The sequence below is a fragment of the Halopelagius fulvigenes genome (assembly GCF_055398025.1).
In genome coordinates, this window is sequence record NZ_AP043846.1 from 91,317 (window position 1) to 111,740 (window position 20,424).

15 protein-coding genes, 1 tRNA gene and 1 pseudogene are annotated in these 20,424 nt (G+C 68.5%); 4 read left to right on the plus strand and 13 right to left on the minus strand.

Annotated features, from left to right (window positions below; all coding sequences use genetic code 11):
• Positions 1-11: 11 nt before the first annotated feature.
• The 3 genes from ACZ522_RS04765 to ACZ522_RS04775 all read right to left on the minus strand — a co-directional run bounded on the left by ACZ522_RS04765 (position 12) and on the right by ACZ522_RS04775 (position 2,034).
• A complete protein-coding gene (locus ACZ522_RS04765; protein ID WP_379695438.1) occupies positions 12-806 on the minus strand; it encodes a helix-turn-helix transcriptional regulator in 795 nt (264 codons plus the stop codon).
• Positions 807-1,030: 224 nt separating this feature from the next.
• Positions 1,031-1,606, minus strand: coding sequence for a GIY-YIG nuclease family protein (locus ACZ522_RS04770; RefSeq protein ID WP_379695436.1), 576 nt, complete (start codon positions 1,604-1,606; stop codon positions 1,031-1,033).
• Entirely contained in the window at positions 1,603-2,034 is a 432-nt protein-coding gene (locus tag ACZ522_RS04775; RefSeq protein ID WP_379695434.1) for a DCC1-like thiol-disulfide oxidoreductase family protein, read from the minus strand. Before ACZ522_RS04775 ends, ACZ522_RS04770 begins: the two co-directional genes overlap by 4 nt.
• 107 nt (positions 2,035-2,141) lie before the next feature.
• Here ACZ522_RS04775 and ACZ522_RS04780 point away from each other — a divergent pair, with 107 nt between their 5' ends.
• The gene (locus ACZ522_RS04780; RefSeq protein ID WP_379695432.1) at positions 2,142-4,466 is read left to right on the plus strand and encodes a DEAD/DEAH box helicase; all 2,325 of its coding nucleotides are present in this window, start codon (positions 2,142-2,144) and stop codon (positions 4,464-4,466) included.
• A gap of 41 nt (positions 4,467-4,507) precedes the next feature.
• Here ACZ522_RS04780 and ACZ522_RS04785 read toward each other — a convergent pair whose 3' ends face one another.
• Together ACZ522_RS04785 and malA are read right to left on the minus strand one after the other, a co-directional pair.
• Complete coding sequence (locus tag ACZ522_RS04785) at positions 4,508-4,759, minus strand: hypothetical protein (protein WP_379695430.1); 252 nt, start codon at positions 4,757-4,759, stop codon at positions 4,508-4,510.
• A gap of 136 nt (positions 4,760-4,895) precedes the next feature.
• Complete coding sequence (gene malA / locus ACZ522_RS04790) at positions 4,896-6,953, minus strand: alpha-amylase MalA (protein ID WP_379699824.1); 2,058 nt, start codon at positions 6,951-6,953, stop codon at positions 4,896-4,898.
• Positions 6,954-7,161: 208 nt separating this feature from the next.
• Here malA and ACZ522_RS04795 point away from each other — a divergent pair, with 208 nt between their 5' ends.
• On the plus strand, positions 7,162-11,706 hold the full coding sequence (locus ACZ522_RS04795) for a DUF7997 domain-containing protein (RefSeq protein WP_379695428.1): 4,545 nt from the start codon (positions 7,162-7,164) through the stop codon (positions 11,704-11,706).
• Positions 11,707-12,063: 357 nt separating this feature from the next.
• Entirely contained in the window at positions 12,064-12,543 is a 480-nt protein-coding gene (locus tag ACZ522_RS04800) for an SRPBCC family protein (protein WP_379695426.1), read from the plus strand.
• A gap of 225 nt (positions 12,544-12,768) precedes the next feature.
• On the opposite strand, the pseudogene ACZ522_RS04805 reads toward ACZ522_RS04800, so the two are convergent.
• The 6 genes and pseudogenes from ACZ522_RS04805 to ACZ522_RS04830 form a co-directional block, all read right to left on the minus strand.
• Positions 12,769-13,080: pseudogene (locus tag ACZ522_RS04805) on the minus strand (DMT family transporter); the annotation flags it as partial.
• 5 nt (positions 13,081-13,085) lie between these two features.
• A complete protein-coding gene (gene queC / locus ACZ522_RS04810; protein ID WP_464391829.1) occupies positions 13,086-13,739 on the minus strand; it encodes a 7-cyano-7-deazaguanine synthase QueC in 654 nt (217 codons plus the stop codon).
• Between the two features lie 157 nt (positions 13,740-13,896).
• Entirely contained in the window at positions 13,897-14,667 is a 771-nt protein-coding gene (locus ACZ522_RS04815) for a 7-carboxy-7-deazaguanine synthase QueE (RefSeq protein ID WP_379695422.1), read from the minus strand.
• Positions 14,667-15,161, minus strand: a complete 495-nt coding sequence (locus ACZ522_RS04820; protein WP_379695419.1) for a 6-pyruvoyl trahydropterin synthase family protein — start codon at positions 15,159-15,161, stop codon at positions 14,667-14,669. The genes ACZ522_RS04815 and ACZ522_RS04820 overlap by 1 nt, the downstream gene beginning before the upstream one ends.
• Before the next feature lie 74 nt (positions 15,162-15,235).
• The gene (locus ACZ522_RS04825) at positions 15,236-15,634 is read right to left on the minus strand and encodes an acyl-CoA thioesterase (protein WP_379699822.1); all 399 of its coding nucleotides are present in this window, start codon (positions 15,632-15,634) and stop codon (positions 15,236-15,238) included.
• Positions 15,635-15,711: 77 nt separating this feature from the next.
• On the minus strand, positions 15,712-17,052 hold the full coding sequence (locus tag ACZ522_RS04830; protein ID WP_379695417.1) for a DUF389 domain-containing protein: 1,341 nt from the start codon (positions 17,050-17,052) through the stop codon (positions 15,712-15,714).
• Positions 17,053-17,291: 239 nt separating this feature from the next.
• Between ACZ522_RS04830 and ACZ522_RS04835 the strand changes: the two genes are divergently transcribed.
• On the plus strand, positions 17,292-17,690 hold the full coding sequence (locus ACZ522_RS04835; RefSeq protein WP_379695415.1) for a hypothetical protein: 399 nt from the start codon (positions 17,292-17,294) through the stop codon (positions 17,688-17,690).
• 227 nt (positions 17,691-17,917) lie between these two features.
• Here the strand turns inward: ACZ522_RS04835 and ACZ522_RS04840 are convergent.
• Together ACZ522_RS04840 and ACZ522_RS04845 are read right to left on the minus strand one after the other, a co-directional pair.
• Positions 17,918-17,991: transfer RNA gene (locus ACZ522_RS04840), tRNA-Tyr, on the minus strand.
• A gap of 40 nt (positions 17,992-18,031) precedes the next feature.
• A complete protein-coding gene (locus ACZ522_RS04845) occupies positions 18,032-20,326 on the minus strand; it encodes a DNA methyltransferase family protein (protein ID WP_379695413.1) in 2,295 nt (764 codons plus the stop codon).
• Between the last annotated feature and the right edge of the window lie 98 nt (positions 20,327-20,424).

The window sequence follows — 20,424 nt, forward strand, 5'->3', positions numbered from 1 at the left end:
GGGTAGCGCAGTCAGTCGTCGCCGCGAGCGGGCGGGCAGACCACTTCCGAGGTGCGCCAGTACGTCGCGATTCGCCGCCGCGCCCACTCGACGGCCTCCGGGTCGTCGTTTCGGAGGACCCCCCGGACTCCGTTCGACGTGTGAGAGACGAGTCCCACCTCCGCGCAGTCGGTCGTCGAACCGACGACCAGGGTGTACGACGGCAGGTCCGGCGCGCGCCTGACGTCGATTCGACCGGTTTCCAGTCCCTCCTGGACCGCGTCCCCGTACTGGGAGACGAGTCGTTCGCAGACGGAGTCGGTGACGACCATCCGCGAGACCAACTCGCCGCGCCGGAGCTGTTCGCGGTACGTCTCCACCTCCGCGGGGAAGACGGCCGAGGCGAATCCGACGACGTACGACGACCGCTCCAAGAGCTCGGTGAAGCTGTGGATCGGCGCGGACGGCGACTGTCGCTCCGCCTCCGAGACCGTCGCGCCGTCGAACAGAACGGGGTCCGCGTCGCTCTCGGCGGGGAGTCCGTCGAGGAAGGAGGGCGACCCCATCAGGCCGTCGAGTCGGCGTGAGATGCGGTCGTACTCCTCTAACGCCAACTCGCCCGCCAGCGTTCGGCGGTAGACGCCGCCGGACCGGGAGACGAGGCCGGCGTCGACCAGTTCGCGGAGCGAACGGTCGACGGTGGACCGCGAGACGGCGAGCTCCTCGATGAGGTCACGCTTGCGACTCCCCTCGGAATCGACGCGCCGAAGGACGCCCTCGCGGCGACAGAGCAACCTGAGCGTCTCCGAGATATCCTCCGACCGCATACTGGCCGAATTCGACAGCGAGTTTATAAAAACGTTCGAAGGTAATACAGCATATAAACGGCCGAAGTTTTTATATGCTATAACCAGATACTGACGAATAACGCCGACAGATGAATTAAATACGGTCGGAACGTAAATACCGGGTGCCGGGGTGCCTCTGACTCAACCGGCAACGCCGACGCTCTCAGCCTGCCCGGACTGAGGCGTCGGTTTGAAGGGACTCTCTACTCTTTCCCTTCGAAGAACTCGACGACCACCGAGAGAATCGTCTGTACGTCCGCTCCGGAGACGAGGTGGGCGTCGCAGTCGCAGTCCGACGACCCGAATCCGGAGACGGGGGTCGACAGGGGACGTTCGGCCGCAGGCGAGGAGGCGTCGGACGAACCGCCGAGGTGACGCGCGAGACGGCATTCGCTATCGCCGAGGTTTCCTCGGCGGCCCAACGAACGGAGTTCGTCGTCCGGCGACGCGACGACGGCCGCGAGGTCGGTGCCGGGGTGGCCGCCGAGATAATCGACGTGCCAGTGACGGATCCCGTGGTTGCCCGCCGCGACGCGGCAGTGGCGTTCGACCCGCCCGAGTCCGTTCGACCCGTGCGCGCTACCGACGTAGGCGTACGCGCCCGCTGGGAACTCGTACTCGCCCAACGCGCCGACTTCGACGCGCGCGTCTTCTCTCAGTTCGTACACGAGCGAGTAGGTTCCCGGCGGCGCGTCGCCGTCGCCGATTCCGAGTCCGTCCTCGCCCGCGCGTATCGCCGCCGGGTTGAGGACGACCGGCCCGTCCGCCGCGCCGGTCATCCCGAGAGGGCTTCCGGGCGTTCCTCAGCCTCTTCGACGAGTTCCTCGAACAGGTCCTCCGCCTCTTCCTCCAGCGGATACGTCTCGTGGTAGTCGTCGGGGTCGCGGTTCCGACCGCTGACCGCGCCGACCGCGCCGGCGATGCGGTCGTAGTTGTCGCGGACGAGAGCGCCGACGATGCCCGGCGTCCCGGCGCGGTCGGCCAGTTCCTGCGCTGCGGCCCCGCCGGCGTACACCTGCCCCTCGTTTCGGTCCACGAGGAACATGGCGAACGGCGTCTCACCGAACTGCGCCTCCAAGAACGCCTGCGACGCATCGTCGTACCACGAAATCGCGCCGACGCGGTCCAGTCGTCGGAGCGCCTTCGCCGCGATGGAACAGTAGGCGCACTCGCCGTCGTATATCAGCACGGCGTCGTACTCGTCCATGGGCCGCGTTCGGCCCGCGCGGACAAAACCGTGCTGGACCGACGGAGGCGGTCGATTCCGCCCCCCGCGACCGAAAGCGTCAGGGCGGCCTCGGTCCGAGGAGGCGTGTGGACGACCTAGTCGAGTGGCTCCGCGGCCGACCGTACTACGAGGGGCAGATACGCGACCACCGACGGGTCGAGGCGCGCGACCCGGAGTTCGCCGACATCGACCTCGAACCGCGCCTCGCGTCGGCGCTGGAAGCCGACGGCATCGACCGCCTGTACCGCCACCAAGCCGAGGCTATCGAGGCGGTCCGCGACGGCCAGAACGTCGTGTTGGCGACGCAGACGGCCAGCGGAAAGAGCCTCGCGTACACCGTCCCGGCGTTCGAACGCGCGATGGACCGTGGCGGCCGGACGCTGTATCTCGGCCCGCAGAACGCCCTCGTCGCCGACCAAGCCGAGACCCTCTCGGACTTAGCCCGCGCGTTGGGCTTCGGCAGTCGCGTCTCCGTCGAACAGTACACCGGTCGCCTCTCGAAGTCCGAGAAGCGCGACGTTCGGAAGCGCCGCCCGACGGTGGTGCTTTCGAACCCCGACATGCTCCACTACGCGCTTCTGCCGCACGCCCACCGCCTCTGGGAGTGGTTCTTCTCCTCGCTTGAGACCGTGGTGATAGACGAGGTGCACGGCTACCGCGGCGTCTTCGGTAGCCACGTCGCCCTCACGCTCCGGCGGTTGAACCGCGTCTGCGAACGCTTCGGGAGCGACCCGCAGTACGTCTGCTGTTCGGCCACCATCGGCAACCCCGTCGAACACGCCGCGCGCGTCACCGGCAAGGAGGAGTCGTCGTTCCGCCTCGTGGACGAGGACACCAGCGGAACGGGCGCGACGCACTGGGTGCTGTGGAACCCGCCGGAGTACCGCGACGAGAACCGCGGAAGCGGACGGCGGCGCTCCAGTCACGTCGAGACGAAGAACCTGTTCGTGGACCTCCTCTCGCGCGGCCACCAGACGCTGGCGTTCACCCGCGCCCGACAGGCGGCCGAACGCTACGCCACCGAGAGCGCGAACGACCTGCGCGAACGCGGTGAACGCGCGGCCGCCGCCGGCGTCTCGGCGTACCAAGCCGCCCTCAAACACGAGAAACGCCGGGAGATAGAGGCCGGCCTCCACGACGGGAGCGTCACCGGCGTCTGGTCCACGAACGCACTCGAACTCGGCGTGGACGTCGGCGGGTTGGACGCCGTGCTCGTCGACGGCTACCCCGGCACGCGCATGTCCGCGTTCCAGCAAGCGGGCCGGGCCGGGCGCGGCGACGACGACGCCCTCGTCGTCCTCGTCGGCGGCGAGGACCAACTCGACCAGTACCTGATGAACCACCCCGAGGAGTTCTGGGAGGGCGACCCCGAGCGCGCGATTTCGAACCCCGAGAACGAGGAACTCCTGCCGGACCACGTGAAGAGCGCCGCCGCGGAGAACTGGCTCTCGCGGGCGGACGAGGCGCACTTCGGTGAGACGTTCCCCGACGTGGTTTCCTCGCTGGAGTCGGCGGGCGAACTCGCCCGGCGGGAGACGGAGAAGGGGATGCGCTGGACGCACTCCGGCGACGGAAGCCCGCAACACGAGATGAGCCTGCGGACCATCGAGAGTCGGGAGGTGGACTTACTCGACGGCCGGTCGAACGAGGTCATCGCCTCCCTGTCGTTCGAGGACGCCCTGCGCGACGCCCACCGCGGCGCGATATACCACCACCAGGGACAGTCCTACGAGGTGACGAAACTGGATTTGGACCGCGACACGGCGATACTGCAGCCGACGTGGGCGGACTACTACACGCGCGTCCTCCACGACAAGACCATCACCGTCGAGGAGGATTTACGCCGGAAGGAACTGCCCGCCCGGCCCGACACCGAAGTCCGGTTCGCCGAGGTGACGATGCGCAAGCAGATTACCGGGTTCGAGCGCAGAGACCCCAAGCGCGGCGAGGCCATCGGCCGGGAGTCGCTGGACCTGCCGGAGACGACGCTCCGGACGAAAGCGCTCTACTTCACCGTCCCGCGGGACGTCGAGATCGAAATGCGCGAATCGGGCGGGGAGTACGGCTTCAACGGCGGCATCCACGCCGCGGAACACGGGATGATTTCGCTGTTTCCGCTGTCGTTCCTCTGCGATAGGGGGGACATCGGCGGCCTCTCGACGCCGCACCACCCGCACACGGACCGATCGACGATATTCGTCTACGACGGCTACCCCGGCGGCGTCGGCCTGACTGAGAGCGGGTACGGCGAGGTGGAGACGCTGATGCGGCGGACGAGGGAGATGATAGCCGACTGCGACTGCGAGGACGGCTGTCCCGCCTGCGTGCAGTCGCCGCACTGCGGCAACGCCAACGACCCGCTCTCGAAGGCGGAGGCGGTGCGGTTACTCGCCGCGCTCACGGGGGACTGAGCCGTCCCCGCGAGGAGTCGCGTACGCCGCCTCGCCGCGAGTTACAGCAGTCGGAGGCGGTCCGAATCGACCAACCCTCGCTCCATCGCGCGGTGGAGTCGCTGGTCGGCGGGGAGTTCGGACCACTCCTCGGGTACCTCCTCCTCCGGAATCTCGTCGAGGACTTCGACGAGTTCCTCGTTGAGGAACCGCCCGTTCTCGCCGCACTCCGGGCAGGTCAGGAGGATGAGTCGAACGCGGTACTCGCGGTGTTCGGTCGCGCCGCAGTACGGGCACACGTACGTATCGGTCACTACGAGGGTATTGGGACGCGCACGTACACGACGTTTACGACCGAACGGCGTCGCGGGCGGGGCGAGAACGAGTCGGCGACGGTGACGGAGACGGGTTTGGTTCGGCGATTGCGGTTCGGCGATCGCGGTTCGGCGGTCATTCCACGCGGAGGACGGCGACGCTCTCGACGCGCAGGCCGTCGGCGGCGGCGACGTCCTCGCCGGTGACGACGTCGGTCGAATCGACCGAGAGGCCGTCCACGGTGACCGTGGCCGCCTCCTCGCCGAAGTTGAGTGCGCAGACGTACGTCTCCTCGGGACCCTCGCGGGCGAACGCGACGGCCTTCTCGGTGTCGGCGTCGTAGTCGATTCGGCGGAACGCCCCGTCGTACCCGAGGGCGGGCGTCTCGTTGCGAACGTCGATGAGTCGTTCGTAGTGCTCGCGGATGTCCTCGCGGGCGTGGTCCCACGCGAGGGCGTCCCGTCGGCCGCGTTGGCCGAGTTCCTGCCCGCCGTACAGCATCGGGACGCCCGGGAGGGTGAACAACGCGCCCGCGGCGGCCATCGCCGCGTCGTCGCCGCACTCGACGATGTAGCGCGTCTCGTCGTGGTTCTCGACGTACAGCATGAACGCCGCGTGCGGCGGGAAGCCCACCTCGGCGCGTTGGTCCACGGCGTCCAAGACGGCCTCGGCGGGTTCGTGGCCCCGGCCGACCTGCCGCATCGTGAAGTACAGCGTCGTGTCGAAGTGCATGTCGAACATCCCGTTGTGGAAGTCCGCGACGTACGGGATGGTCTCGTCCAGGAGGAGGAACTCCGGGTCCCGGGACTTCACCCGGTCGCGGACCTCCTGCCAGAACGTGTCGGGGACGGCCCACGCCATGTCGCACCGGAAGCCGTCCGCGATCTCGAACCACCGGTCCACGGCGTCCAGTAGGTGGCGGCGGACCTCCAAGGTGGTGTAGTCGAAGTTGGCGATGAACTCCCAGTCGAAGTACGTCTCCGGTTCGCCGTTCTCCTGCCAGTCGTACCAGCCGTAGTACTCGGAGTCGGGGTTCTCGTACGCGTCCCGGAAGAACGGGTGGTCCCGCGCGGAGTGGTTCAACACGAGGTCGAACAGCACCTTCATCCCCCGGTCGTGGGCGGCCTCGACGAACGCCTCGTAGTCCTCGCGCGACCCGAGGTCAGCCGCTATCTCGTAGAAGTCGACGATGTTGTAGCCGTGCGGCGCGTGGTCGTTCTGGAGGACGGGCGTCAACCACAGGCAGTCCACGCCGAGTTCGGCGAGGTAGTCGAGGCGCTTCTCCAACGCCTCGAACGTGGTCTCCGCCTCGTCGTCGTCGGAGGCGAACCCGCGGACGTAGATCTCGTACAGCGTCACCTCCTTTGCCCACTCCGGCGGGTCGTTCGGCCGGGAAACGGTGACGGCGTCCTCGTCGGGGGCCGACACGGACTCGACTTCGCTTCCACCGTCGGGCTTCGCCCGGCCTGCTTCCGACTCTACCGAGTCGGAACCGCCGTCGGAAGCGAGTTCTGACGAGGTTCGCGCGCTTGCGCGCTCACCCCCGTCAGACATCGCATCGCGCGTGAACTCCACGCTGTCGGGGACGCTGTAGGAGTCCGCGAGTGCGACGGCGTGGACGCGGAGGCGGTCGCCGACGGCGGAGAGGGGGACGCGGAGTTCCCACCCGGATATCTCCACGTCCGACTCGTCCACGTCGTCTCTGTCGTCGACGAGGAACTCCACGACCAAGTCCTCGCGGTCGGTGTCGCTCTCGGGGTTCGGTTGCGGGTCCGCGTTGACGACGAGGTGGTCGCCCTCGACCGACCCGTGGAGTTGGACGCGCGGGCGGCCGCCGCCACCGCCGCCGTCGGACCCGCCGGTCGAACCGGACCCCGAGACGCCGCCGCTTCGGTTCGGCGGCGCGGCCGAACCGCTCTGGAACCCGCTCGAACCGCTCATCCCCGAGGACCCGGTGCCGCCGCCGACGGGGACTTTGTCGCCTTGGAAGACGCGGAGCGTGAGTTCGTGCGCCCCGTCGGGGGCGTCGAGTTCGACGACGTACTTCCCGGCGGCGTCGGGGGTGAAATCGAGGACCGGTTCGTCGCCGAGTTCGAGTCGGCTGCCGACCGGCGCGCTCTGTACTCGCCAACGGTACGACGCGTCCGGGTCGGGGTCCCGCGGCGCGAGTTGTACCGTCTCGCCCACGGCCATGAACCGCGGCGGACCTGGGTGGTGCATAGCAGTACCAACGACACGTCGGCCCTTTGTCTTTACTCCCGTTCGAAGAATTGTTGCACAGCCAGAGTGACGGAACGTTACCGTCCGATTTTTCGGGGGCGTCGGAGGGGTCGCCGAAAACTCTCGCCGAACGTACAGTACCAGCCAATACTTATGTCCGGGGCGGACGCCTGCACATCATATGAGACTTCGGACCGCGCTCAACGATTATAAGCGCGACCGCGGCGACCGGCGCTTCCCCGAGGAGTGTCCCACCGCCGATGGCGCGTTCTCCGGTCACGGGGACAGACTCGTCTACGTCGGCGACGACGGGTCCCTCCGCGACTACTCGTCTTCCCTCTCTGGTCTGTACGGCATCGATCGGTCTCGGTTCGGCATCGAAGCTGACGGCGAGACGCGCTGGTTCGACGACCTCGAACCGGTTCGTCAGCACTACTACCGTGAGTCCACCCTCGTGGAGACGGAGTACGACGCCGGCGAGTTCACCGTCCACCAGTACGACCTGACGCTCGGACGGGCGCACGTCACCCACGTCGAACTCCGCGGCGCGATTCCGACCGACGCCCACCTGACGGCGTTCCTCACGTTCGCGCCCGAGGGCCGGGAGACGCGCGTCGGTCGCCTCATCCACGAACGGGGCGGTCCGGAGGGCAAGCAGGCAGTCGAGGTGTTCCACCGCGACGAACACGACTATGTCACCGCCTCGACGGGTCTCGACGACGTTCGCGGGCAGGTTCCCGAACGGTTCGAGGAGGTGCTCTCCGAGGAGGTGTTCGAGTTCCCCCGCGAGGCCGTCCTCGAACAGTACGAGGACACCCACCTGAGCGGCGACATCGTCGTCTCCGCCCCCCTCGAACGGGCCGGGCGGGGCGCACAGACCACGCTCGTCACCCAACTGTCGAACCACCGGGAACTGTCGCGCGAACAGGCGTTGGAGGACCTTCGGAACTGCGCGCTCCAGCACTCCACCGCCGACGACATCCGCGCGGCGGCGCGCGAACGGGCCGAGGTGTCTGTCCCCGAACACGTCCCGCGCGAGGGGATAGTGCGCTCCGACCTCCGCGCCCTGTCGCTCCTGACGGCTCCCTCGGGGTCGCACATCGCCGCCCCCGAGTTCGATCCTTTCTACTCGCACACCGGCGGGTACGGCTACACGTGGTTCCGCGACGACGCCGAACTGTCGCGGTACCTCCTCGGCGCGGACGACCTGTTGGACCTCGACCTGACCGGGAGTCTGGCGACGACGGCGCGCTTCTTCTGCGAGACGCAACTCGACGACGGGACGTGGCCCCAGCGGGCGTGGGCGGTCGATGGCTCCATCGCCCCGGGGTGGGCGCACGCCCGCGTCGAAGGCTCCGAGAAGCCGGAGTATCAGGCCGACCAGACTGCCAGCGTCGTCGCCTTCCTCGCCTCCCTGCTTCGCTCCCGGCGCGAGGAACTCGGCGCGAGTCTCGCCGGCGACGTGGAACGGGCGATAGCGCGCGGCGTCGAGGGACTCGACGACTCCCTCGAAGACGACGGCCTCCCGGAGGAGTGCCAGAACGCGTGGGAGAACATGGTCGGCCGCTTCAGTCACACGGCGGCGACCTTCCTGCAGGCGTACGCGTCCGTCGCTCGCGCGCCGGTCGACGACGACCTGGCCGCCCACGCGCGAGAACAGGCCGACGCGGTGTTCGAGGGACTGGACCTCCTATGGGACGAGGGCTACGGGGTGTACGGACTCCGCCTGCGCGGCGGCGAACTCGACTCCCGCCTCGACTCGGGGTCGTTCGCGCTGGTCGACGCCGTCGCGGAGTACGGCGAAATCGCCGAGGTGCCCGAGGAGGCGCTGGACCGGCTGGCGTCGCACGTCGAAATCGCGCTGGAGGACCTCTACCGCGAGTCCGACGACGGCGAGGTTCGCGGACTGATTCGCTTCGAGGAGGACTACTGGCGGAGCGCCGAACAGGACGACGAGAAGCTGTGGTCCGTCTCCACCGCGTGGGGGGCGAACGCCGCCGCCGACCTCGGAGTGCTCCTCGACGAGTACGACCGGGAGGCGGCGGCCGGGGAGTTCTTCGAACGGGCCGCCCACCTGTACGAACTCCTGCGCGAGGACGGCCCGTTCACGACGCCCGCGGGCTACCTCGCCGAACAGGTGTTCGACGACGGGACGTTCGATAGCGCGACACCGTTGGGGTGGTCGCACGCCCTCCGCCTGCACGCGACGGCGTTGCTCCACGAGTACGACGCACTTCCCGCGCCGAAGCCCGCGCCCTCGGGGCCGGAGCACCGGCCGCGGTGGACGACCGGCGAGAAGTACGGCGTCGGCACCGTCGCGGACCACACGTCCGAGGACCCCTCGCGCCTGTGGTTCACGCTGACCGAGGGGGCGTTGACGGAGGTGCGCTTCCCCCGGGTCGACCTGATGAACCTGCGGACGCTGGACTTCCTCGTCGTGGACGCCGACGAGGATTCGACGTACACCGCGCGGACGCACAACGAGACGCGCCGCGACGACGACGCCGACACCATCGAACGCACCGCCGAGATGGTCGAGGACGAGGCGCTCTGCTTCCGACACACCGTCACCGAGACGGGCGACGGGCGCGGCCACGAGTGGACGCTGACCGTCGAGTACGTCACCGACCCCGAGCACGACGCGCTGTTGGTGGACGTGAACTTCGAGTCCGGCGACGACAACGAGTACGAACTGTACTCCGTCGCCGACACCGCACTCGTGAACACGGGCGCGACCGACCGCGCACTCCGCCTCGGCCAGATGGGGACGTACCACCTCGTCGCCCGCGACGCCGGCGCGTACGACCAGCGAGGCGAGACGGAACCGCTCCTCATCGACGGGGAGGGCGAGGAGTACAGCGTCGCCGTGGCGATGACCTCCGCCGGCCGGTTCGACTGGGCCACCGTCGGCGTCGCCGGGTCCGACCACCTCACGGGACTGTTCGGGGAGGGCGAACTGCCGACGCCGCAGGACGGCGTGAACAACGAGAACGTCGTCCTCGTCGGCCGCGTCGGTATCGGAAGCCGACTGTCGGAGACGCTGGCTCTCGGGTTCGCCGAGAACGCCGACACCGCCGCCGCACTCGGCGAGGCGGCGGGCGCACTCACCCGCGGGTACGAGACGGCCTACCGGGCGTACTGCGACTCGTGGGCCGACTTCCTCGCGGACAAGGAACTGCCGGCCGCCGTCGCCGACGACGAGGAGTTGGCGAACCAGTACCGCGCCTGCCTCATGACGCTCCGCGCCGTCGAGGACAAGACGTTCCTCGGGGCGGGCATCGCCTCGCCGTCCGTGCCGTGGGGCGAGGCGGTCACCGCCGAGGAGGCGAAGGGGTACGGCTACAACTTCGTCTGGTCGCGCGACCTGTACCAGGTGTTCACCGTCTTCGAGGCCGTCGGCGACGTGCAGACGGCCGTCGACGCCCTCGAGTACATCTACGAGTTCCAGCAGGACGAACGCGGGTTCATCCCGCAGAACACCTATCTGAACGGGCGGACCCGGTGGGGCGGCGAGCAGATGGACAACATCTCCTTCCCGTCGGTGATGGCGTACATGCTCGCGGAGAACGGCGTCGAGTTGGACGACGTGGGCTACGACTACGTGAACGTCAAGCGCTCCGCCGACTACGTGGCGCGGAACGGACCGCCGACGGCCCAAGAGCGCTGGGAGGAGGAGGCGGGCTACTCGCCCTCGTCCATCGCCGCGGAGATAGCCGGCCTCGCCTGCGCCGCCTCCATCGCCATCGACGAGGGGCACGACGCCGACGCCCTCATCTGGTTGGCGCTGGCCGACGACTGGACCGAACGCGTCGAGGAGTGGTGCGCGACGACGACCGGAACGGACCGGCACGAGCACACGCCGTACTACGTCCGCGTCACCCGCGACGGCGACCCGGACGCTGGGCACCTCCGGACGCTGGCGAACAACGGGCCGACGCTCGACGAACGCGAGATTATCGACGGCGGGTTCCTCGAACTCACCCGCCTCGGCATCAAGCCCCCGGACGACGAGGTGATAGAGAACTCCGTCCGCGAGATGGACGACACGATTCGCGTCGATACGCCGTACGGCCCGGCGTTCTACCGCTACAACGGCGACGGCTACGGCGAACGCGAACGCGGCGACGAGGGCGCGCCGTGGTCCATCGAGTCGAAGGGGAAAGGCAGATTGTGGCCCATCTTCACGGGCGAACGCGGCGAGTACGAACTCATCGCCGGGACCGAGGACGGACCGCTGGCCCCCGAGAACCTCCTCCGGACGATGGCCGGGTTCGCGAACTCCGGCCGGATGTTGGCCGAACAGGTGTGGGACCGCGAACACGCGACCGACTACAACTGGGAGTTCGGCGAGGGCACCGGCGCGGCGACGCCGTTGGCGTGGTCGATGGCGCAGTTCGTCCGCCTCGCGCACGGCGTCGAGGCGGGCGAACCCGTCGAGATGCCCGCGTTCGTCCGCCGTCGGTACCTCGACTCCGACCGGCCGAAACCGCCGAAACTGCAGGTCAGCACCCGATTCATGGGCGACAAACTCGTCGTCTCCGGACAGACCGACGGCGAAGTCGTCGCGGTGAAGACGCCGAGCGAGACGGTGCTTCTCGAACCCGAGGAGGGGCGGTTCGAGGTGCGACCCGACATCGAGTACGGCGAGAACCAGATAACCGTCGCGGCGGCGACGCACCGCGACCTGACTGCGGCGGGAACGAACGTCACCCGGTTCACCCTCTGAGGCCGGACGGCGGGTCCCCGTCGTGCGGTTCGGTACCGATTTGGCACAAGACGTAAGTGTCATCCGGCCGTCGTGTAGACCGCCCGCGGCGAGAAGCCCCCCCTCTGATCGCCGTGGACACCCGACCGGCGCGTTCAGCGCCGGACGAGCCGCCGCCCGCCCGGGTGTCCCCCCGCGCAGTCGCGTCGCGTCCGCAGTTGGTGTTCCGCGCGACGTAGCCACCCCAACCCCTGTCCGCGTGCGCGTTCACCCGGGACGGCTCTCTCTTTCGACACTGATCGCCGAGAGCGTCGCCGACGGCGTACGTCCGTCGGCCCGCCCGCGTGGCTTTTCTTTCGGTCGCCCCTACGCCCGCGCATGGCGACGTACTCCCGTCGAACGCGCATCGACGCACCGCTCTCGGAGGTATGGGACTTTCACTCGCGAGTCTCTGGTCTGAAAACGCTCACGCCCGAGTGGACGAACCTCCGAATCGAGGCGGTGCGCGGCCCGGAGGGGGAGTCCGACCCGGAGATACTGGAGCAGGGGTCGCAGATTCGGATGTCGGCGCGGCCGTTCGGCGTCGGCCCGAGACGGCGGTGGACCTCCCGCATCGTCGCGCGCGAGGAGGGAGACGGGAGCGCGATGTTCCGCGACGACATGGTCGGCGGGCCGTTCGAGTCGTGGGTCCACACCCACCGCTTCTTCGCCGACGGCGGGGGGACGATTCTCGAAGACGAAGTGGAGTACGAACTCCCCTGCGGGCCTCTCGGACGCGCCGCGACGCCGTTCGCCTCCGTCGGCTTCGAGCCGATGTTCCGGGAGCGACACCGGCGGGCGAGGGCGGTGTTGGAGTAGTTAGTTCGTTCCGGCGGGTCCGACCGCGTTCGGTCGTCTCGACCGTCAGTTCGGCGTCCGCGGCCTCGCGTTCGAGGTACGTCGCCACGAGCGACGAGAGTCCGGGCTCATCGTCCACGTGCAGCACCGTCACCCCGTCGCGGAGGCCGACCATACACCGACACGCCGCGTGCGGACTATCAGCGTTGTCTCCCAGTTATCACAGATGATACGCCCGTTCGCCCGTCACTCGCCCGCCGAACGGGGTCGGTCGTCGGAGGCGGATTCCGGTTCGGCGCCGGGGCGGCGCGCCGCCGCGACGTAGATTCCGCCGAGGACGACGGCGCCGCCTGCGACGGTTGCGGGCGTCGGGATCTCGCCGAGGAGAATCAGCGCCAACAGCGTGCTCCCGATCGGTTCCCCGAGCAGGGAGACGGAGACGACGCTGGACTCGATGTGCGCCAGCGCCCAGTTGATGACGGTGTGGCCGACGACGCCCGGGCCGACGGCCATGCCGAGAAACAGCGCCCACTCCCGCGGCGGGTACTCGAAGAGCGGGAGAGTCAGTCGGCTCGGGTCGGTCGTTCGGCGTAGGGGAGGGGGTCTTCGCGGCCGACGTTTCGGAACGCCTCCAGACGATAGGCGCAGGAGTCGCACGTCCCGCAGGCGGGTTCCTCGGCGCGGTAGCAGGACCACGTGGACTCGAAGGGGACGCCGAGTTCGACGCCGCGGCGGACGATGTCCGTCTTCGAGTCGGTGACGAACGGCACCTCGATGGCGATGTCCGTCTCCGGTTTCGTCCCCGTCTCGACCATTGCCTCGAACGCCTCGAAGAACTCGGGACGGCAGTCGGGGTAGCCGGCGTAATCCTCCGAGTGCGCGCCGACGAAGACGGCGTCGCAGTCGTTGGCCTCGGCGTAGGAGACGGCCATTGAGAGCAGGTTCGCGTTCCGGAACGGGACGTAGGAGGTCGGTATCTCCTCGCTCTCGGGGTCGGCGTCCTCGACGGCCATCGAGTCGTCCGTGAGGCTCGACGCGCCGATGCGGGAGAGGTGGTCCGTCTCGACGCGGAGGAACTCCGCCGCGCCGAGTTCCTCGGCGAGCGTCGTCGCGCAGTCGTACTCCTTGGTCTCGGTATTCTGGCCGTAGGAGGTGTGCAGGACGTAGAGATCGTACCCCCGCGCCGCCGCCTCGTAGGCCGTCGTCGCACTGTCCATCCCGCCGGAGAGGAGGACGACGGCGCGCTTGCCGTCGCTCTCGTCCGTGGCGGGGGAGTCGTCCGCGGCGGGGGAGTCGTTCGCGGTCGATTCGGTTCCGTCGGAGTCTCGGGTATCGTGTCCGGTCATGGTATCGTGGGAAGCGGTGTACCGATGGTCACGTCTCGGGGGCGTCGTTCCACAGGTCCACGTGCAGGCGGGGCGTGTAGCGGTAGCCGTACTCCGCGGCAAGGTCGGCGACGACGTTCCGCGTCGCGTCGAGTTCCTCGCGGGTCCGCCCCTCCGGCATGAGGAGGACGTCCTCGTCGTTCAGGTCGGCGTCGGCGCGTTCGCGCACGTCGGCGACCAGCGACTCTATCTCGTCCATGTCGTCGGGACCGGTGACGACGAACTTCAGTTGCACCTCGTGGCGTTCGAGGAGCGTCGTCAGTGCGTCGAAGTCGATCCGTCGCTCCTCGTGGCGGGCCTCCCACTCGCCGGGGGTACCGTCCGGCGCGTTATCGGGGGTCGGGGTGGAGGTGGAGAGTTTCGGGCTGACGCTGGCGAGGTCGATGGGCGCGTCGGGCGCGAGCGTTCCGTTCGTCTCCACGGTGAGGTGGTAGCCCTCGTCGGCGAGTCGTTCGAGGAGCGTCGCCGACGCGTCGTGGAGCAGGGGTTCCCCGCCCGTGAGGACGACGTGGGTCGGGTCGCGGGCCTCGACTTCCTCGACGATTCGCTCGACGCTCATCCACGCGTGCGTCGGGTCCCACGAAGTGTGGTAGGAGTCGCAGAACCAACAGCGGAGGTTACAGCCGCTGGTTCGGACGAACGTGCTCGGGACGCCCGCAAGTTTCCCCTCGCCCTGCAGGGAGGCGAACAGTTCGTTCACGGGGAGGGCGGGCCCTTCGGGGGCGTCGTCGGGCCGTTCGACGGTCGAGGTGACGGGCATCAGCGGAACCCCGCGCAGAGTTCGCCCGTCTCGCGCACCTCGACCGACACCTCGGAGACGGTGTCGGGGAGGTCGTCGGCGAGTTTCCCCTCCAACACGACGGCCATTACCTCGGCCGTCGGGGGCGCGTCGAGGACGACGGCGGCGTCGGCGTCGCCGCTCTCGTCGAACGCCTCGACGAGGGGGTCGCCCGACTCCAACAGGAACATGTGGTCCCACTCGTCTATCACGTCGGTCACGTCGCCCTTGTCCGCGACCCACCCCTCGTCGGTGAGTTCGCCGACCAGTTCGACCGAAATCTCGTAGTTGTGGCCGTGCGGCCGACTGCACTTGCCGTCGTGGTGGAGGAGCCTGTGACCCGCGCTGATCCGGACGGGGCGATCCGAACCGATGCGGAGGACGCGTTCGCCCGCGCGGGCGACCGGCGAGTCGGCGTCGCCTCCGTCACCGCCGCGAGTATCGCTCCGAGAAGACGGGGGTGTTCTTCCAGTCATCTCGCGGTATTACCTGTCGGGGAGAGAAAAAGGCACTCATCGAGTCGGGCGGCGGAGAACAGCCCTGAGAGGGTTCAGTCCTCGGAACCCGTCTCGGCTCCGACGGCTTCGCGCCACGCGTCGGGGACGCGGACGGACTCGCGCGTCTCGGGGTCCACGACGACCTGGACGGACTCGCCGGTGGCGACCACCTCGCCCTCGTACGTGAGTTCGTACGCCATCGTGAACGAGGAGTTGCCCACCTCGGGCACGTCGAGTTCGACGGAGACGGTGCCGGTGCCCTCAATCGGGCGGCGGTACTGGAGTTCGAGGGAAGCGAGGACGATGTTGAGGTCGGTGCTCCGGAGGCCGATGACGTCCTCGAAGAAGTCGACGCGCGCCTGTTCGCAGTAGGTGGCGTAGACGGCGTTGTTCACGTGTCCGACGGCGTCTAAGTCCTGAAACCGAACGTCGACTTCGGCCCGGTAGGGCAGTTCGCTCATGGGGGAGCCATCTCCCGCGAGCGGTTAAGTTTCGACGGTCGGGGGGACTTTCGCGGCGGTCCGACGCCTCAGGCCGGTCGAGGGGTCGCCGGCGACGGGGCCGAGGGGGCCGAGAGCGACGAGGAGTTGCCGGCGTCGGAGCGTTGGTACTCCTGGAAGCGGACCCGGACGTGGACCTGCCGACCGGTCACCTCGGTGATTCGCCCGTCGAGTTCGTCGGCCACTGAGGGCGGGTCACCCCCGTTCGCCGTCCGACTCGCGACGACCGTCACCGTCTCCGGGGAACGGGACAGGAATCCGTCGCTGTACTCGACTGTGACGGACACCGGCTTTACGTCCCCGTACTCGGACTGGGCGAGGGTTCCTTCGACCACCTCGTTGACCGTTCGCTCGAACAGTATCTGCTGGCCGGCGGCGACGCCGACGACGCCGACGACGACGACGACGGCGACTGCCGTGGCGACGAGTGCGGCACGCTTGGTAGGCTCGGAGAAGAGCCAGCCCTCCTCGCCGGGACTGTAGAACTGCACGAGGACGACGAACGCGCCGAGGTTGATGAGGACGATAGTCGCGAGGAGCAGAAGCGCCGCCCCGACGGCGACGCGGTACTCGCTCCACGCGAGGGCGATGCCGACGGTGGCCGCCGCGGGGATGAGGGCGGCCGCTATCATCACGCCGATGAGCGACGTCGGTCCCTTGGTCGTGACGCCGAACGCGCCGGCCGCGCCGGCGGCCAACCCGACGACCAGCGTGACGAACCCCGGCGAGATGCGGAGGCTGATGAGTTCGATGGACGAGACGTCGAGCGTCGTCGGAAAGAACCCGAGAAACTGGAGGAGGAAGCTGAACGCGCCCGCCGCGACGACGGCGGTCACGAGGCCGGCGGACTGAAGCCAGACGCTGTTGGCGAGCATCTGTCGGTCGCCGGTCACCCCGCCGACGGACGCCGTCAACACGGGGCCGACGATGGGCGCGATGACCATCGACCCGACGATGACCGCCGGCGAGTCGATGAGCAACCCCCCGGCGGCGATGACCGCACTCAGGGAGATCATCGCCACGAACGACTTCGGGTCGTAGCTCATGTCGCGGACCTTCGAGCGGAGTTCCGCCTCCGTCAACGGGTCGAAGTCGCCCGCGAAGCGTTGCTGCAGTTGCTCGGACCGCGGCGACATCGCGCTTTCGAGGCTCTCGACGGTCGTGTACTGGTCGCTGTCGAGGCCCGCCTCTTCGAGGCGACCCATCACGTACCCGATGGCGTCGGTGGGAACGGGAACTTCGAGCAACCACTCCTGTTCGTCGTCGCCCATCTGCGCCCGGTACCGAACGTAATCGATCTCCTCGTCGTCCAAGACGTCGGTGACGTCCGCTAACTGGTCGTCAGAGACGAGCACCTGGATACGTCGCACAGGGGACGTACGAACAACAACGGAATAGGGCTTCGGGGCAGATGGTCTGAAACGGCCGGTATCGTGACTTTCGGAGAAAGGTGTCTATCTCTCAGACCGCCGCTCTGACGGGTGACTCGGGGCAGACGACGGTGACTGAACTCCCCCGCTGGAAATGCAAGGAGCACACTTAGTGATACACTCTCTCACTAGTGACGTGCGTCACCAGGGAACACCAAACAGAGGAGACACGGCGCAACGTGCTGAAAAAGACTGTAGCCGTAGGGGCGGCGGCGACGGGTGCGACGGCGTTCGCCGGCGGTGCGGCGGCGCAACGGAGCGAGAGGCAGGGTTCGAGAGTCATCGGGGACGCTCTCAACTTCACCCGCCAGAGCGGCGGCGTTCTGGCGAGCGGGTTGATTACCGTGGTGGTCCAGAACGTCAACCTCACGGCGCTGAACGACATCACGGTGTCCATCGGCGGCGATGTCCTCGACGTGGACGTGGGCGACGTGAACATCCTCAACGACAACGTCGTCAAGATTTCCATCAGCGACGTCGTCGACATCGAAGGAAATCAGGTCGCCGTCACCGTACTTGGGTCGACGACGCAGGGCGGGTCGTTCGACCTGACCGACACGGTCAGAACGAACCTGTAACGGACGTTCCCGAATCGCCTATTTTATCCGCCGTTCCGGGCCGTATCGCCTTTTTTGACGCTACTCTCGGGTATGAATCGAGATTCGCCGCTGACTCACTCGGTCGCAGTCGGCGCGAAAGCGAGTCCGCCCTCCCCGATTTGAACTCACTCGCTCACTCCGTTCGCTCGCTGCTCAAAATCGAGTCGAGACGGACTGTTCACTACTCGCTTCGTTCGCAGGAAAAGTCCGCCCTCCCCGATTTGAACGGGGGGCAAGCCGATCTACAGTCGGCTGCTCTACCAGGCTGAGCTAAGGGCGGTCCAGTTACACCTACCGCCGTCACCCGACTTAAGAATTACTCATCGGGCGTTCGCGTCGGGGCCGCCGTCTGCGAGAAATCGCTCGACCGCGCGGTCGATACCGGCCTGCACCGCGTCGAGTTCGGGAATCGTCTTCGCGTTGTACGCGCGCTTCGAGCAGTCGACGTGGTTCGGGACGATTTCGTGCGCCCGCATCGACGCCTCCGCGAGTTCCGTCTGGTACGGCGTCGCCTCCCACTCGGGCAGTGCGAGCTCCGAGACGGTCGATTTCGACAGACTGGACTTCCCGCCCGAGGAGACGTCCCGGAGACACCGCTGGTACGGCGCGGAGTTCAGGAGGGCACAGAGGTAGTGCGCCTCCGCCCCGTCGTCGGTGGCGACGAACATGCAGTGGTCCCCCGGCACGACGGGTTTCTCGCCGAGCATCGGGTCCTCGACGGTCGAGACGACGGCGAAGTGCGGCTTGAACCCGAGGCGGCACCAGACCACCTTGTAGTCGGCCCACGTGTACGGGCCGAGGCCGAACAGGCCGTAGAACGGGCCGTCGTCGAACCACGACGACCCGCGGTCGTCGAGGCGTTCGCGGTGGTCGTTGAGGTACGCGTACGTGTTCGGCGTCCCCTCGCGGACGGCCGACTCGTTCTCCTCCCCGGCGCGCCGTTGCGGGACGAGGTGGAGGTCGTACCCGAACAGGCCGTACTTCACGACGTGTTTGGACTTCAGATACGGGTAGACGTGGTCGGGTTCGAGGTTCCGCGACTCGACGGTGTCCCTGTCGAGTCCGTACACCGCCTTGGCGTCGTCTTTCACGCCGTGGCGGATGCGGTAGTCCGCGGGGCCGAGCGCCCGGCGTTCCGCGTCGGCGTGGACCCACGGCCCGGCGGGCGAGTCGGGGTTCGCCGGGAGGTACGTCGTCTCCGCGCGGTCGAGCGTTCGGCGCATCGCCGCGAGGGAGTCGAACGCCGGGCGTTCATCCACGCCTCCTCCCCGCGTCCACCGGGTCGTCGGGACGCCCTCCGAACCGTCGTCGTCGGCCACATCGACGGCAGGCGGTTCGCCCCCGGCGACGCCCGCGTCGAGTCGGTAGAGGGCCGTCCCGGCGTCCACCTCGTCGCCGAACGGCGCGAGCGTTCCGAAGTCGTGGATTTCACGCATCGAAATCGGCCGGTCGCCGACGCGGCGGCGGCGGAGGAGTTCCCCCGCGGGGCCGGTCAACAGGTCGCGCTTGAGGACGAACGCCGCGCGGCCGCCGTCGCGCAGGAGGCGGTGGAGGCACGTCCACGCGAACGGGACGGACACGTCGTCGTTGGCGTGCCCGAGGCGGGCGTTCCGGCCGTCGTGGCAGAACAGGTCGAGGTTCGGGTCGGCCATCGGCCCGTCGCGCCACCGGTCTTTCAGTCGCTCCGTGAGCGAGTCCCACGTGAGCCACGGGGGGTTCCCGAGGAGGACGTCGGCGCGCGCGCCCGCGAGCGGTGGGTCCGCGGCCGTCGCGTCGAGTGCGTCGCCGAGGACGATAGGGAGGTCCAGATCGAGGGGTTCCGCCGCGGCGTCCAGAAGCGGTCGGAGTGCGAGGAGGACCGAGAGGCGCGAGGCGCGGACGGCGACCGGGTTGAGGTCGAACCCGCGGACGCTCTCGGCGATCCGCGTCGCCGCCGACGCGGGGTCACGGTCCGAGTCGGAGTCCGCGATGGCCGCGCGCTTGCGGTCGGCCGCCGCGGCGAGGAACGCCCCCGCGCCGCACCCGGGGTCGAGCACCGTCGCGTCGGCGAACGCGAACGGGCCGGACCCGCCCGCACCGCCCTCGCGAACGGTCTCGACGGCGAGTTCGGCGAGTCCCGGCGGGGTGTCGTACCGGCCGAACGCCCGCCGACCGAGACGCGAGACCGACTCCCGGTGGAGGGCGGCGACGTCTTCGGACGCCGCCGTCCGCACGAATCGCTCCGCGGCGTCGCGGAACCGGTCGCGGTCCGTCGCCGAGAGGTCGGCGGCGACGGCGCGGTGGACGGCGTCGAAGTCGGCGTCGAACTCGACGGCCGCGCCGTCGCCGGGACGGGTCGGCACGGACGCGTCGAAGGTCCGTTCGGCGGCGTCGAGGAGTTCCGCGAGGAGGAAATCGAGGGCGAGCGTCTGGACGAACAGGTCGCGCGCCGCCGCCTCCGGTCGTTCGTCGTCGATGGCCGAAAAAAGGTCGCCGTGCCGCCGCCGGACGAACCGCCGCCAGTCGGCCGCCGTCGCCTCGACCGTCTCCTCGCCCGCCCGAACGCGGTCCGAGAGCGCCGCGCGGTACTGCTGGACCGCGTTCTCGGCGAGGAGCGTCCGTGCGGCGTCTGTCATGGTAGTGAGTCGAACGAAGTCGTCCCTCGGCGGGACGACGGAGATACGACACAGACATTCGCCACGAACGACTTAACGGTACCCGTTCGCGGGGTCGG